Source organism: Novosphingobium organovorum, assembly GCF_022832435.1.
GTDB lineage: Bacteria > Pseudomonadota > Alphaproteobacteria > Sphingomonadales > Sphingomonadaceae > Novosphingobium > Novosphingobium organovorum.
In genome coordinates this window covers 1-14,826 of the sequence record NZ_JALHLF010000096.1, presented here as the reverse complement: position 1 = coordinate 14,826, position 14,826 = coordinate 1, and the positions used below count along the sequence as shown (strand labels likewise).

At 63.6% G+C, this 14,826-nt stretch carries 9 protein-coding genes, 2 pseudogenes and 1 other annotated feature; of the genes and pseudogenes, 3 read left to right on the top strand and 8 right to left on the bottom strand.

Annotated elements, in window-relative coordinates; translation table 11 throughout:
- Positions 1 to 510: 510 nt before the first annotated feature.
- A complete protein-coding gene (locus tag MTR62_RS17010) occupies positions 511 to 1,200 on the bottom strand; it encodes a hypothetical protein (protein ID WP_244023144.1) in 690 nt (229 codons plus the stop codon).
- A 103-nt stretch (positions 1,201 to 1,303) separates the two neighbouring features.
- Between MTR62_RS17010 and MTR62_RS17005 the strand changes: the two genes are divergently transcribed.
- Positions 1,304 to 3,346 carry a TonB-dependent receptor gene (locus tag MTR62_RS17005; protein ID WP_244023142.1) on the top strand — a complete coding sequence of 681 codons (2,043 nt, stop codon included), beginning with the start codon at positions 1,304 to 1,306 and terminating at the stop codon, positions 3,344 to 3,346.
- 310 nt (positions 3,347 to 3,656) lie between these two features.
- Here the strand turns inward: MTR62_RS17005 and MTR62_RS17000 are convergent, their stop codons facing one another.
- The 7 genes and pseudogenes from MTR62_RS17000 to tsaD all read right to left on the bottom strand — a co-directional run bounded on the left by MTR62_RS17000 (position 3,657) and on the right by tsaD (position 13,546).
- A complete protein-coding gene (locus MTR62_RS17000; protein ID WP_244023140.1) occupies positions 3,657 to 4,289 on the bottom strand; it encodes a tyrosine-type recombinase/integrase in 633 nt (210 codons plus the stop codon).
- A gap of 403 nt (positions 4,290 to 4,692) precedes the next feature.
- Positions 4,693 to 6,799 (bottom strand): annotated as a pseudogene (gene rpoD, locus MTR62_RS16995) (RNA polymerase sigma factor RpoD).
- 360 nt (positions 6,800 to 7,159) lie between these two features.
- Complete coding sequence (locus MTR62_RS21525; RefSeq protein WP_327194427.1) at positions 7,160 to 7,831, bottom strand: cold-shock protein; 672 nt, start codon at positions 7,829 to 7,831, stop codon at positions 7,160 to 7,162.
- Positions 7,832 to 8,146: 315 nt separating this feature from the next.
- A protein-coding gene (locus tag MTR62_RS16980; protein ID WP_407672702.1) for an IS3 family transposase occupies positions 8,147 to 9,332 on the bottom strand; the annotation gives its coding sequence in 2 pieces (ribosomal slippage) (positions 8,147 to 9,086 and positions 9,085 to 9,332; 1,188 coding nt in all).
- Positions 8,980 to 9,105: a sequence feature (AL1L pseudoknot), on the bottom strand. (Overlaps the previous gene by 126 nt.)
- Before the next feature lie 622 nt (positions 9,333 to 9,954).
- Positions 9,955 to 11,475 (bottom strand): lipopolysaccharide biosynthesis protein, encoded by a 1,521-nt coding sequence (locus MTR62_RS16975; RefSeq protein WP_244023138.1) that lies wholly within the window; start codon positions 11,473 to 11,475, stop codon positions 9,955 to 9,957.
- On the bottom strand, positions 11,472 to 12,497 hold the full coding sequence (locus MTR62_RS16970; protein WP_244023136.1) for an NAD(P)H-dependent glycerol-3-phosphate dehydrogenase: 1,026 nt from the start codon (positions 12,495 to 12,497) through the stop codon (positions 11,472 to 11,474). Before MTR62_RS16970 ends, MTR62_RS16975 begins: the two co-directional genes overlap by 4 nt.
- Positions 12,498 to 12,505: 8 nt before the next feature.
- The gene (gene tsaD / locus MTR62_RS16965; protein WP_244023134.1) at positions 12,506 to 13,546 is read right to left on the bottom strand and encodes a tRNA (adenosine(37)-N6)-threonylcarbamoyltransferase complex transferase subunit TsaD; all 1,041 of its coding nucleotides are present in this window, start codon (positions 13,544 to 13,546) and stop codon (positions 12,506 to 12,508) included.
- Positions 13,547 to 13,620: 74 nt separating this feature from the next.
- Between tsaD and hemC the strand changes: the two genes are divergently transcribed.
- A complete protein-coding gene (gene hemC / locus MTR62_RS16960; protein ID WP_268739921.1) occupies positions 13,621 to 14,568 on the top strand; it encodes a hydroxymethylbilane synthase in 948 nt (315 codons plus the stop codon).
- Positions 14,569 to 14,591: 23 nt separating this feature from the next.
- Positions 14,592 to 14,826: pseudogene (locus MTR62_RS16955) on the top strand (uroporphyrinogen-III synthase); the annotation flags it as partial.

Sequence of the window (14,826 nt, the reverse complement as noted above, 5' to 3'; positions counted from 1 at the left end):
AATCATCTCAAGGCGCACTTGGCGAGAGGTAAATGGAGGTGCCCATCTTGCAAAGCTCACGCGCCGCGCGGGCTTGACCAAGTTGCGATGAGTCAAGCTCAACGCAACTTGGTATGACAATGCTGTAAGACTGGGTTACGCGTGACTGCCCTTCCGCCGCCGACCCATCCCGGTCGTTCAATGGGCAATTGCCGGCCCCCAGGTCCGGACGGGCAGCTATTCCGGCCGGTGCCGGCCAAAGCCGGCCGTCCATATGAGCTGCGGTGAAGGTCCGGCCCTGATGAAAGCTGCCAATCATCCTGCGCGAAGCAGCCATCGACATTACGCCTCAATGGCGGTCATTCGGTGAGTCACAAGAAATGCCAATCAACAGCCCTAGCTGAGTCGCGCAATTAACTCTGCCTAGAAAATGACTCTCGTAAGCATCAGTCCGCGAAGTGCAGCTCTCATTGGACTTGACCCTGTTCCGGATTTACCGCGCGCTGAAACGCGAGGTCCGGCACGACCACACTACCAAAAATTACTCGACGAGGGCTCGGCTCTTACCGACTTCATTGCAGCGGTAGGAAACCACCTTAAGGGGCGGCGCGGTCCACGCAGCGGAGGGCGCAGCTTGGCAATGTGCGCAGACAAGGCGAAGCGAACGGCCGCAAAGCCGAGCGCAAGGAGGAAGGCCAGCGCCAGCAGGACCGGATCGGCATTGGCCATGGAGGCCATCGCCAGCGAGGCATAGGGGCATTCGGTCTTACCGGATTTACCCGGATTTTCCTTGCCGTCCTTCTTCGTCGGGATCAGGTGACGCACGAGTGTCGTGGTCGTCATGCCGTTACAGATGCGCATGATGATCGCGCCGCTCTTGTCATGATCGACCATGTAGCCGGTGGGCACCGCGAACTTGAGCACCAGCGTCGCCGCCAGCAGTAGGCTGGCAAGCCAGTGGTTGCCGTACAGGAAAGTGCGCCAGATCGACATGAACGCGCGGCCCATATGGCCTTTCACTTTGCCTGTCATCCAACCTGCATAGGAAAATCGACTGTTGATGCCATCTTGCTTGCCGCTGTGCTCTCCCCATCTGCCGTATTGCGAAAAGACGACTTTGAACCACTCATGATGGGCATTACGGCCATGAAGCGGCGATGCGAGATCTCGCGACGTAGGCGCCGCAGACTTATTCGTTCCAGAACCGTAACTTATCTCCATGTGTCCGCCCGAGCCGCGCTGTCGGGACTGCTTTGCTTTCCATCAGGACGGGTCTAGGGGGGGGCTTTCCTCTTCGCACAGAGCGATACAAATGGGGCATTAAATGAAGTTCGCGGGTTTGGGCCTTGTCCTGCCATTGGTTGCATCGTTTTATCCCGCCGTAGTGCGTGCAGACGAGGCCGATGGCAATCAAGGCGCGCAGAAGACCAACGATACCATCATCGTCTACGGGCGCGCGCTCCCGCAGATCGGGGTGGCCACTTCCGGATCGCAGGGCGTGGTGGGTTACGAGGACTTCGACGACCGCCCGCTCGCCCGTGTCGGCGAACTGGTCGAGAACGTGCCGGGCGTGATCGCGACACAGCACTCGGGCACCGGCAAGGCCAACCAGTATTTCCTGCGCGGGTTCAACCTAGATCACGGCACGGACTTTGCCGGATTTGTCGATGGGGTTCCGGTCAACATGCGCAGCCATGGGCACGGCCAGGGGTACATGGACCTCAATTTCCTGATCCCGGAGCTAGTCGAGAAAATCGATTATCGCAAGGGGCCCTACTTTTCGGATGTCGGTGATTTTTCTGCCGCCGGGACGGTCGCCTTCAAGACCAAGAGCACCCTGGCGCCGATGGCCGAAATAACGGTGGGCAGCTACGGCTATTATCGCGCGCTGGTGGCCGGCAGTTTCAAGGCGGGCGATAAGGACGTCCTGCTGGCGATCGACGGCACGCGCAACAACGGTCCCTGGACGCTCGACGAGGACCTGCACAAGATCAATGCCTTCGCAAAGGTCTCCGGCGATGCCTGGAGCCTCTCACTGAGCGCGTACCATGCCGACTGGAACGCGACCGACCAGGTCCCGGAAAGAGCCATCGAGAGCGGCGCGATCAGCCGATATGGCAATATCGATCCCTATCTGGGCGGGCACACCACGCGCATCGGCCTGACCCTGAACGCGGCGAGTGCAAGCACCCAGTGGACTGCCTACGCGCTCTATTACGATTTCGGCCTGACCTCGAACTTCACCTATTACCTCGAAGATCCGGTGAACGGCGACGAATTCCAGCAGGCCGATCGACGCGGCGTGTTCGGTGGTTCCATGCGCCATCACATCGATACGACGCTCGCAAGTCTCCCCGTCCGCGTGACGCTGGGGGCGGAGACGCGCTACGACATGATTGGGAAAGTCGGACTTTACCACAGCGCCGAGGGCGCGCGCACGAGCACCGTGCGCGAGGATAGCGTCGATGAATACAGCGGCGCGGCCTTTGCCGAAGCCGAATTGGCGCTGACCGACCGGTTGCGGTTAACCGCAGGGCTTCGCGGCGACCTGCTGGGTTATGACGTGCGTTCGGACCTCGATGCCAATTCGGGCCAAGGCTGGGCGGCGATGCTCGCCCCCAAGGCGCGGCTCGCCTGGCGGGTCGCGCGCGGGCTCGAACTCTATGCCGACTATGGCGAAAGCTACCATAGCAACGACGTGCGTGGCTCGACGATCACCGTCGATCCCTCCAGTGGCGAAGCGGCCGAACAAGTACCCGCGCTGGTTCGCGCACGCGGCGCTGAACTGGGTGCACGGGTGGAGACAGGGCATTTCACGGCATCGCTCGTCGGCTTCTATCTCACGCTCGGCTCGGAACTGGTCTACACCGGTGACGGCGGTACGACGGAGGCAAATGCGGCCTCGCGGCGCTATGGCACCGAAGCGAGCCTGTTCTGGAAACCGACGGGCTGGCTGACGCTCGACGCTTCGGGCGCCTTGACGCACGCGCGTTTCACCGGGGTCGATGCGGATGAACGCTACATTCCCAATTCGGTCAGCCAGGTGTTGAGCGCAGGAGCATCCTTTGAACTTCCGGGGACGGTCTCGGCCACGCTGAGGCTGCGTCATTTCGGCTCGGCTCCGCTGATTGAGGACAACTCAAAGCGTTCGGACCCGACCACCCTTGTGAATTTGGGGCTCTATCGGCCGATTGGGAGAGGCAGGATCGGTCTGGACGTGCTCAACCTGTTCGATGCACACGATGCCGACATCACCTATTACTATGCCTCACGCCTGCAGGGTGAGAGCGCCGATGGTGTCGATGATTATCACATCCATCCCGTCGAGCCGCGTGAATTGCGAGTTTCGTGGCGCTATGCATTCTGAAGCAGGTTTTGCCACGTATGCTCCTGCGCGAGCTTGAGGTAGCTTGCGCAGAGAGTGAAATTCAACGTTTGTTTTCAATCGCTCCGCCCTATCAGGACAACGATCGGCACCAAGGAGGCCTCGCAGCCGCTCCCGACCCTTTATTGCCGCTCAGGCGCCAATTTCCGCTCCTCAGGAGCGGACGGTCTGCTCATCCTTCCCGCATACGAAGGCGGGGCCGGTAGGCGCTGTGTAGCAGGGTACAATTTGCGGCGACTTACCCGTAGCAGAAAGGTTCAGGCTCCCCGCCTAAACGGGAAGCCTGAAAATCCTAGATTTCTGTGCCCTCGGCCAAAACCAAGGCGTCTTCCACATCGACCCCAAGGTACCTGACCGTGCTTTCGATCTTCGTATGCCCGAGCAGGATCTGAACCGCCCGGAGATTGCCCGTGGCCTTGTAGATGATGGATGCTTTGGTCCTTCTCAGGGAATGCGTGCCGTAATCCTCGCAGGGCAAGCCAATTCCCGTGACCCATTCGTCGACAAGACGCGCATATTGCCGCGTGCTGATGTGGGCGGCGTGGTTCGTGCGACTTGGGAAGACAAAATCTTCCAGAGAGCCGCTCCGGAGTTCAAGCCATTTGAGAAGACTGGCTCGGGCATCATCCATCAGTTCGAACTGGACGGGTCGCCCGGTCTTTTGCTGAACCACGGTAGCGCGGGTTCGAATCTTCCGATCGCAGACGATATCCCCGATCTTCATCTTCACAAGGTCGCAACCGCGCAGCTTGCTGTCGATCGCAAGATCGAAAAGGGCCCGATCCCGAATGCGCCGGTGCTGGTCGAGAAAGAAGCGCACCGCCCAGATCTGGCGCGGCTTGAGCGCGCGCTTAGGTCCCACTTTGCGCCCTGCGTTCCACGAAACGCGTTCGTGAACGGCGGGATCAAATTCTGATAAACCCATGACACATCTCCTATGGCCGTAATGGCCATGGGTGGAACGCATCAGCGCAGCTCGATTGCCTGCTGTTGCGAAATGGGCGTCCGGCGTGACCGAAACGTAGGTATCGTTGAGTTGATGCGCGGTAACGGATGGCGGACTTCGGCCAGAAGATCGGCCAAAGGATCGGCCAAATGGCCACTCCGCATCCCATCCGAGAGAATGTCAGGCAAAGCATAAGGCTGGAAAACAAGCTACTTTTAGGCTAATGCGAGCAGCAGAGAACTGCTGTAAAGATCGGCCAAACCTGTGGCAATGAACGTCGAATCCCCCACCCAGATTGAGCCTGCACGGATCGATGCACCGGCCGGCGATTTGCCCGACCTGGTCGCCGAAATAGCAGCCAAGGCCGTCGAGCGGCCTGTCCTTAGTCGAGGAACGCTCGCATGATGCGTGAACGGCTCGGATGCTTGAGCTTGCGGAGCGCCTTGGCTTCGATCTGACGGATACGCTCGCGAGTCACCGAGAACTGCTGTCCGACCTCCTCCAGGGTGTGATCGGTCGGCATGCCGATGCCGAAGCGCATGCGCAGTACACGCTCCTCACGAGGCGTCAGCGAAGCCAGCGTGCGCGTGATCATTTCCTTCAGGTTGGACTGGATCGCCGCGTCCACCGGGATGACAGCGTTCTCGTCCTGAATGAAGTTGCCAAGGCTGCTGTCCTCCTCGTCGCCGATCGGCGTTTCGAGCGAGATCGGCTCCTTGGCGATCTTCAGGACCCGCTTCACCTTTTCGAGCGGCATCGACAGCTTCTCGGCCATTTCTTCGGGCGTGGGCTCGCGGCCCTGGTCGTGGAGGAACTGACGGCTGGTGCGCACCAGCTTGTTGATGGTCTCGATCATGTGCACCGGGATGCGGATTGTGCGGGCCTGATCCGCGATCGAACGCGTGATCGCCTGCCTGATCCACCAGGTCGCGTACGTCGAGAACTTGTAGCCGCGGCGATACTGGAACTTGTCGACGGCCTTCATCAGGCCGATGTTGCCTTCCTGGACCAGGTCCAGGAACTGCAGGCCGCGGTTATTGTACTTCTTGGCGATCGAGATCACCAGGNAGGCCGATGTTGCCTTCCTGGACCAGGTCCAGGAACTGCAGGCCGCGGTTATTGTACTTCTTGGCGATCGAGATCACCAGGCGCAGGTTCGCCTCGACCATTTCCTTCTTGGCGATGCGCGCTTCGCGCTCCGCCTTCTGGACCATGTTCACGATGCGGCGGAACTCGGGCAGCGCCATGCCGGTGGCGGCGGCGATGTCCGATACCTCCAGACGAATGCGCTCGGCGGGATCCGTTTCGTTCTCGGCGAAGGCGGCCCACTTCCTGTCCTTCTTGCCCACCTCGGCGACCCAGGTGTCGTCCAGCTCCCGGCCCGTGTAGGCTGCGAGGAAGTCGGTGCGCTTGACCTTGTGGCGCTCGGCCAGACGCAGCATCTGGCCGCCCAGCGTCGTGAGGCTACGGTTGAAGGCATAGAGATTGTCGACAAGGTATTCGATCTTGGCGGCATGGAACTGTACCGACTCAACCTGCGCGGTGAGATCTTCGCTCAGCTGCTGATACCGGTCTTCCTTCGCCATAGGGAAATCGATGCCCAGCCCCAGCGCTTCCAGGCGTTCGCTCTGCAGCTTCTCGAAGGAGTGAAACAGTTGGGTGATGAGCGCGAACTTCTCCAAGGCCTCCGGCTTCAGGGCCTCTTCCATCTGGCCGATGGACAAGGTGTCGTCGTCGTCATCGTCCTCGGACTGTCGCCTGGATACCGGATTGCCGTTCTCGTCCACTTCCTCTGAGTTGTCCGCGTCGTCATCCTTGAACGTGGGACCTGCCGTGGCCGCGGAAATCTCGCCGTCGCCCCCACCGTCCTCGCGCAGATTTTCCGGCTGCGGTTCTTTGGAGAGCATCGCGTCGAGGTCGAGTATCTCGCGAAGCTGCATGTCGCCCTTGTTGAGCGCCTCGGACCACCCGATGATCGCGTGGAAGGTCATGGGGCTTTCGCAGAGCCCCATGATCATCATGTCGCGGCCGGCTTCGATGCGCTTGGCGATGGCCGCTTCACCCTCGCGGCTGAGCATCTCGGCGGCGCCCATTTCCTGCAGGTACATGCGGACCGGGTCATCGGACCGCGCGAGCGTGTCGGCCTTGCGGGTCTCGCCGGGACGGCGCCGGGAATTGCCTTCGTCGAACTCGGAATCCGAACCGGACTCGTCATCGCGACCATCGACGGCCTCCACGCCATTTTCCCGCTCGCCTTCCTCATCGTCATCATCATCGTTCTCGACGATCTTGACGCCCATCTCCGAGATCGCGGCCATGATGTCCTCAATCTGATCGGTGGTCATCTGGTCCTGCGGGAGAGCCGCATTCAACTCCTTGACCGTGATGGAGCCCTGTTTCTTGGCGCGCGCGATGAAGCGCTGGACCGAACCCTTGTCGATGTCGAAAAGAGGGGAGGCGTTGTCGTCGCTGCGATCGTCGTTGATCATGCAATCCCTTGCCGTCTTATTGGCCTTGTCATGACGATGGTTGTTTCAGGACAAAGCAAGGTTCTCAGATCATCAGCCTGACGAGGCCGGTGAAGGGCGGCCTAACGGGCAGGAATGAACCGCCTCTGGTCTGCAGTTCAAGCAATGTGGCCGGATATCCGTTCCGGGAGGAAGCTGGCCCGTCCCCGTGCGCGCGTTTGAATCAAGGACACACGCCCTGGCCCTGCAGTCAGCCTGTCGAAGGCGCCTTTGATCAGGGCCTTCGACATAAGCCGCATGCTTTCCGTCGCCGATCGTGATGCGATCGAGGAATGCCCGAGATGAGGCCATGGCCACTTGCCGCAACCATGGCCAGGTCAGTCAGCGCTGGACCAGATTCACGGCCGATGCCTTGCCACGGCGATCGATCTCGATCTCGAATTCGAGCTGATCGCCTTCCGAAAGGCCATGGAGGCCGGAGCGCTCAACGGCGCTGATATGCACGAACGCATCAGGCTGGCCATCATCGCGGACGATGAAGCCGAAGCCCTTCGTGCTATTGAAGAACTTGACGGTGCCGGTGGCCTTCTCACCAGTGGACTGACGCTGAACAGGAGCGGCAGCCCGCTCGCGACGTTCGGCAACGATGACCTCGCCGACGATGGTCAGTTCGGATGCAGAAACCTTGCCGTTGCGCTCGACCAGCTGAAATTCCAGCTGCTGACCTTCCGCCAGCGTTTCGAGGCCGGCGGACTGCACGGCGCTGATGTGCACGAATGCATCGTCGCCGCCACCTTCAAGCTGAATGAAGCCGAACCCCTTGTCGGGGTTGAAGAACTTGACCGTGCCACGGCCCTGGCCCACGACTTGGCCTGGGCCGCCACGCGAGCCGCCACCGCCAAAACCGCCGCCTCGCGATCCACCCAAGCCGCCACGCTGGCCGCCACCAAAGCGGTCACCACTGCCAAAGCGATCATTGCCGCCGCCCCAACGATCATCACCACCGCCGAACCGGTCGCGACCATAGGCGCGATTTCCCCTGTCGAATGTCATCTTTTGAATACCTCAAGCTACGTCCGAAGAAACCTATCCTCGCGAGTGAACGTAGCACGCAAGGCTGCGGAGCCCGTTTCAGGATCCAAGGTGACAGGCGGTAGCAGCGAAGCCACGTCTTGGCGACCAGAGTTCTGCGGACGGCTCGATCCATCGCACGCAGACCGCATTACACGGCGATGACCGAAACTTCACACAATTTGGATAATCAGTCCGATCGCCACCGACCCCTATCGGAAACTCAGAGCGATAATTCAGTTCCCTAGTGGTTCGATTTGAAGCGTCCTGGGTTTTCCGGAGGCAGTTTGGTTTGAGTCAAGCGACCATATCGAGGGTTTCGAGTGCCGCATAGGCGTTCGCTTCGGCTTCGGCAGGGGGGATGTAACCGATAGGGCCGAAGAGGCGGTGGTTGTTGAACCAATCGACCCAGCTCAACGTCGCCATTTCCACTGCGGATACGCTGGGCCAGGAACGCTGGCGCCAGATGACCTCGGCCTTGTAGAGACCGTTGATCGTCTCGGCCAAAGCGTTGTCATAGGAGTCGCCCACGCTCTCGACCGAGGGAACGAGATTGGCTTCGGCGAGGCGCTGTGTGTAGTTCATGGCAAGATATTGAACGCCCCTGTCGCTGTGATGGATCAGACCATCGTCCGGGCCGGGCCTGCGGGCATGGATAGCTTGCTCCAGAGCATCGAGGACGAAGCCGGCGGTGGCCGACGTGCTGACCTTCCAGCCCACGATCCGTCGCGCATAAGCATCGATCACGAAGGCGACATAGACGAAGCCGACCCAGGTGTGGACATACGTAAAATCGACCACCCACAAGGCATTGGGCCGCGAGACGCGGAACTCCCGATTGACCTTGTCCAGTGGGCATTGCGCCTTGGGATCACTGATGGTGGTCACGGTCTTCTTGCCTCGCCGTATGCCAGCGAGCCCCATACTGCGCATGAGGCGCTCGACGGTGCACTTGGCAACTGCGATGCCTTCGCGGCGTAGCTGATGCCAGACCTTGCGCGACCCGTAGAGGCTGTGGCTGTCCTCGTAGACGCGCTTGATCTGACGACAGATTTCTTCGTCCCGACGCGCACGCTCGGGTCGCCTGGACGGATCAACCAGGCGTGCAACATGTTCGTGATAGGAGGACGGGGCGACTGCCAGCTCTCCGCAGATCGGCTCGATACCCAGGTCCTGGCGATGGGCGTCTATGAACGCCATCATCATCTCTCGCGGCGCCAGTGGTTCAGGCTCACTCCGCCATCGCAAAATATGCAGGCGCCTTGCGGAGTATCTCGTTGGCCCGGCGTAGTTCCTTCACTTCACGTTCGAGAGCCTTGATCCTGGCCTTCTCATCGGCGGCAAGCGCCGCTGGCCCCGCTAGTCGGCTCGCCTCCTCGCGGCACCAGCGGCGCAGTGCCTCGGCCGTGCAGCCGATCTTGGCGGCAATCGAAGACATCGCCTCCCATTCCGAACCGTAATCGGCGCGATGTTCACCAACCATACGCACCGCACGATCACGGACCTCAGGTGAGCCGAAGGCCAGCGAAGCTAAAACTTGTTCCGGGTTCTGCTCATAACGAAAGCTCCTTCTCATAAATCGGAGCCTCCGGAAAACCCGGGACGCTTCAGTGTGTTCGATCTTCATACGCATCATCGATGATAGGTTTCCGCAGAAATGATGCTTAGACTGCCGACGAAGCGCAAATCTGCATCATTCACTTTCCACAGCCGGAACCCATGCTCTCGGCAATGTCGGCGACCAATCAACTATCGCCTTCGCACGCAATAGGGCCCGCGCCAAGCACGCCCCCCACGCCGTTCGCCACTTGCAGACCCACGCTTATCTTGCCGACAAGATCGATACGTTTGGCGACCATGCCGACCACGAGGCGTCCGCGGGATCTCTCCAGACGAACATCGAAGGAAAAGCCCCTTCGGGAACCGTGGAACGAAGAAGGATTGCGTAAGTCCAGCTAAGTTATTGGTTTCGCAAGATCGGGCAGACTGGTTGTCAAAAAACGGGCACATCGGGCAAGAACCCTGTCAAAGCCTTGTGACAAAAGCCCGGATGTTCCCGTTTTGTCAGGCCAACTTGGCTGTCAACGGACACTGGGTGCGACAAATCAGGCCGACTTGGTCTTCTGGAACAGCTTGCGATCTTCCGGGCCGAAGGCCTTCTTCCAGATAACGAAGAGGTAGGATGCCAGGATCGCGGGCACACCGAAGGCCAGTTCTACCCATTCGGGCAGGAAGTTGGTGACGACATAGCCGATGATGACGGCCGGAGCCGCCGCCCAGAGCAGCGGCCAGCGCCAGTTGTTGATCGGATAGCCCAAAAAGCTCGCCAGCATCCTCGCCTTGACCAGCGAGGCCAGCCCCAGCGCCACGAACAGCGCCCCCGCCGCTGCCGCGGCCTGGTAAAGCGAATTGTAGCCCAGCCGCTGCATCAGTTCGATCCCGCCGAAGGTCATCGCCGCCTGGAACACGATCGTCGCGAAGGAAACGCCGAGGTTGCGCACGCGGTGGATGTAGATCAGCGCCGCCTCGCTCACCACGGCGGTCGAGGCCACCACTTCGGCCGCCAGCAGCAGCGCCAGCGCGCCGGTGCCGCCCACGAATTCACGGCCCACCAGACCCATCACGCCTTCCCCGGTGATCCCCAGCGCCAGCGCGATGCCCGCCTGCGCGGCCATGATCCAGAAGCCGACCTGGCACACCTGCCGCGCGATCGCGGCGTAGTCCCGGCTCTTGAGCGCGCGGGTGATGACCGGGCCCAGCACCGGCTCGAAGCTGGTCTTGAGCTTCTGCGGCAGGCTCGCCACCTGCTGCGCGGCGTAGTAGACCCCCACCGCGGAGGGCGGCGCGAGGAAGCCGAGCAGCAGGATGTCGACCCGCCGCGTCCCCCACTCGATCGTGTCGGCGAGCGCGATCGGCATCGAGCGCACGGCGAGGCGCCGCATGACACCAAACCGTGGGCGCCAGCCGCGCGGCAGGCCGTATTCGCGAATGAAGGGCACGAAGGCGGTCGCTGCGGCGGCGAAGATCGAGGCGACATAGGCCAGCGACAGCCCGCTTTCGGGCGCGACGTAGATCATCGCCCCGGCCATGATCGAGATCGTCCAGGGCTCGACGATCGCGCGCGACCAGACCGTGGGGCTGATGTGCAGGCGATAGGCGAGCGCGGCGAGCCAGATTTCGGTCAGCGCCAGCGGGGGAATGGCGATGACGATCAGCCGGTCGAGCGCGGTGTAGCGTCCGCCCGGGAACATCGGCGCGGGCACCAGCCAGAAGAACAGCGCCGCCGCACAGCTCGCGAGCAGCGCCACGGCCATGCCATCGAAGATGGTGTTGGCGGGCAGCTCCTTGCCTTCGGCCTCGGTCATGCGCTGGGCCAGGCCACGCTTTTCGCCCATCGTGCACACCATCGAGGTCAGCTCGATGATGACCAGCGCGGAGGCAAAGCGCCCCATCGCGGCCGGTCCATAGGCCGCCGCGCGCCCGGCGATGAACAGGAACGGGATACGCGCCGCAAGCCGCAGGAAAAAGCCGATGAAGTTGGTGCGCCCACCCTTGGCGAGCGCGGCGATATCGTCGGTGTCCTGTTTTTCCCGGCCCGCCTCGGCGCGCGTGACGGTATCGGTCACGCGGCGGGCTCCTGTTCAGCGCGCAAGGGACGCGAGAGGATGTCCGAGACCACATCGCGCGCGGGCGCGCTGCCTTCGAGCAGCCGCGCGACGGCCTGCGCGATCGGCATGTCCAGCCCTTCGCGCCGGGCGAGGTCAGCCAGGATCGGGGCGGTCGCCGCGCCTTCGGCCACCGAAGACTTGCCCGACAGCGCCTGCGCCGCGCTCATCCCCTGCCCGAGCGCGAGCCCGAGCGAGAAATTGCGGCTCGAGGTGGAGGAACAGGTCAGCACCAGATCGCCCAGGCCACACAGCCCCGACAGCGTCTCGGCGCGCCCCCCGCGTGCGAGGCCAAAGCGCAGCATCTCGGCATAGCCGCGCGCGATCAGCGCCGCGCGCGCGTTCTGGCCGAGCCCCAGCCCTTCGACCACGCCGCAGGCAATGGCCAGCACGTTCTTGATCGCGCCGCCGATTTCGGCCCCGATCACGTCGTCCGAATAATAGGGCCGGAAGGCCGGGCTCGCGATCGTGGGGGCCAGCCGGTCCCACTGTTCGCGCCCGCCCGAGCAGGCCAGCGTCACCGCCGTCGGCAAGCCGGCGGCGACTTCGTGCGCGAACGTCGGCCCCGAAAGCACCGCAAGGCGGCTCGCCGGCGCGGCCTCGCGCGCGACATCGGCCATGAGACGCCCGCTCGTCGCCTCGATACCCTTGGCGCAAAGCACCAGATCGCGCGGGCGATCGGGCAGGTCGGCGATGACCGAGGCGAGGAACTGCGCGGGCACCACCGCCAGCAGCGCGTCCAGTTCGCCCAGCTGCGCCAGATCGCTGGTGGCGCGCACCCCCGGCTCGATCGTCGCGCCGGGCAGGTAAAGATCGTTGACACGGGTCTGGTTGATCCGCTCGGCCAGCGCCGCCTCGCGCGCCCAGAGCAGCACTTCACCGCCCTTCGATGCGCGCGCGAGCGCCTGCGCCAGAGCGGTGCCCCAGGCCCCCGCGCCAACCACGCCAACCCTGACAGGGCGCGCGCCAGACGTGCCGTTCATGCCCTCACTCATGCCTTCACTCCGGCTCCACGCACCGCCTCGGCGTCCGGATCGAGCGGCCAGCGCGGGCGCGCGGCCACATCGAGCGGATCGCTTTGCCCCAGCGCATGGCGTTCGACACCCGCCCAGGCAATCATCGCCGCATTGTCCGTACACAGCGTGAGCGGCGGTGCGATGAACGGCAGCGCGTGTTCGCCCGCCAGTGTTTCGAGCGCATTTCGGATCGCGGTGTTGGCCGCCACTCCGCCTGCAACAACCAACGCGGTCACGGCAACATCACCGACCCGCGCGAGCGCGCGGCGCAGACGGTCGATCAGGCACTCGATCGCGGCCTGCTGGAACGCGGCGGCAATGTCGGCGGCGGCGTATTCGCCCGACTGGTGCGCGCGCAGCACCGCGCTCTTGAGCCCGGCGAAGGAGAAATGCGGCTCCTTGCTGCCCTTGAGCGGGCGCGGCAGCGGAACCACGGATGGGTCCCCCCCAGCCGCCAACCGTTCGAGCGCGGGGCCACCGGGATAGCCCAGGCCCAGCACCTTGGCCGACTTGTCGAAGGCTTCGCCCAGCGCATCGTCGATCGTCGTCGCGAGGCGCCGGAAGCGGCCCACGCCCTCGACCAGCAGGATCTGGCAATGCCCGCCCGACACCAGCAGCAGAAGATAGGGATAGGCCAGCGAGGCGTCGGCCAGACGCGGCGAAAGCGCGTGGCCTTCCAGATGGTTGATCGCGATCAGCGGCTTGCCGGTGGCCATCGCCAGCGCCTTGGCCGAGACCAGCCCGACCATGACCCCGCCGATCAGCCCCGGCCCCGCGGTCGCGGCGATCGCGTCAACGTCGTCGAGCGTCATGCCCGCATCGGCCAGCGTGCCTTCGATCAGGGGGGCGAGCCGCTCGACATGCGCGCGCGCGGCGATTTCGGGCACGACCCCACCGAAGGGCTTGTGCTCTTCATCCTGCGAGGCAATGCGCTGGGCGAGGATCACCCGATCGCCGGTAACCAGCGCCGCGGCGGTCTCGTCGCACGAGCTTTCAATTCCGAGGACTGTCGTCATCCTCACCGTCCCTGAAACACTTTGTCCGAACGACCCTTTTCCTGATCGCGCCAGATCGCTAGCACACTTCGTCCATGAGCACCCAAACTTCCGCCGCGCAAACGCGCTACCGCCTCGGCACCCGCCGTTCGCCCCTGGCCATGGCGCAGGCCGAAGAAGCCCGCGCCCGTCTCGCCAGCGCGCACGGAATCGATCCCGCGCATATAGAGATCATCGCGGTGACCGCCAGTGGTGATCGCATTCAGGACCGCGCGCTTGCCGAAATCGGGGGAAAAGCGCTGTGGACCAAGGAACTCGACGCCTGGCTCGCCGAGGGGGAGATCGATTTCGCGGTCCATTCGGCCAAGGACGTCGAAACGCTACGTCCCGAGGCGTTCACGATCGGCGCGGTGCTCGAACGCGAGGACGTGCGCGACGTGCTCATCGGCGCGCAGAGCATTGCCGCGCTGCCGGTAGGTGCGGTCGTTGGCACCAGCGCACCGCGCCGCGCCGCGCAGCTGCTCCACGCCCGGCCCGATTGCCGCGTGGTGACGTTTCGCGGCAACGTGGCGACCCGGCTGGCCAAACTCGCCGCGGGCGAGGCGCAGGCCACGTTCCTCGCCGCCGCCGGACTCAAGCGGCTGGGCGAGACCGGCACCGGCCACCCGCTCGACGCCGAGGACTGGCTGCCCGCCCCCGCGCAAGCCGCGATCCTGATCGAATGCCGCGCCAGCGACGATCGCACGCGCACCTTCCTTGCCGCCGTCGACCATGCCCCCAGCCGCGCCAGCGTGCGCGCCGAACGCGCGCTGCTCGAAGGACTGGGCGGCAATTGCCACAGCCCGATCGCGGTGCTCACCCGCCACGAAGACGCCGGGCTGCACATGCGCGCGGCAATCTACGCCCCCGACGGCAGCGAGCGGGTCGAGGCCGAAGCCCGCTTTGCACAAGACGATACCGTGGGTCCCGCACGGCTCGCCGCGCAGCTTCTGGCGAAGGCCTCGCCGCGCGTCGCGCTGCATTTCGCCGGGGCCGCCGCCTGAGCGGCCGACGCGGGCTCCAGCCAATGCGCGCACCGCCCCCGATCCTCATCCTGCGCCCCGAGCCCGGCGCTTCGGCCAGCCTTGCCGCAGCCCGCGCGCTGGGGCTCGACGCGCAGGCGTTCCCGCTCTTTACGGTTGCCCCCAGCGCGTGGAGCGCCCCGCCCCGCGAGGCCATCGACGCGCTGCTGCTGGGCAGCGCCAACGCGCTGCGCCAGGCTGGCGACCAGCTCGCGCGCTACCGTGGCCTGCCCGCCTACG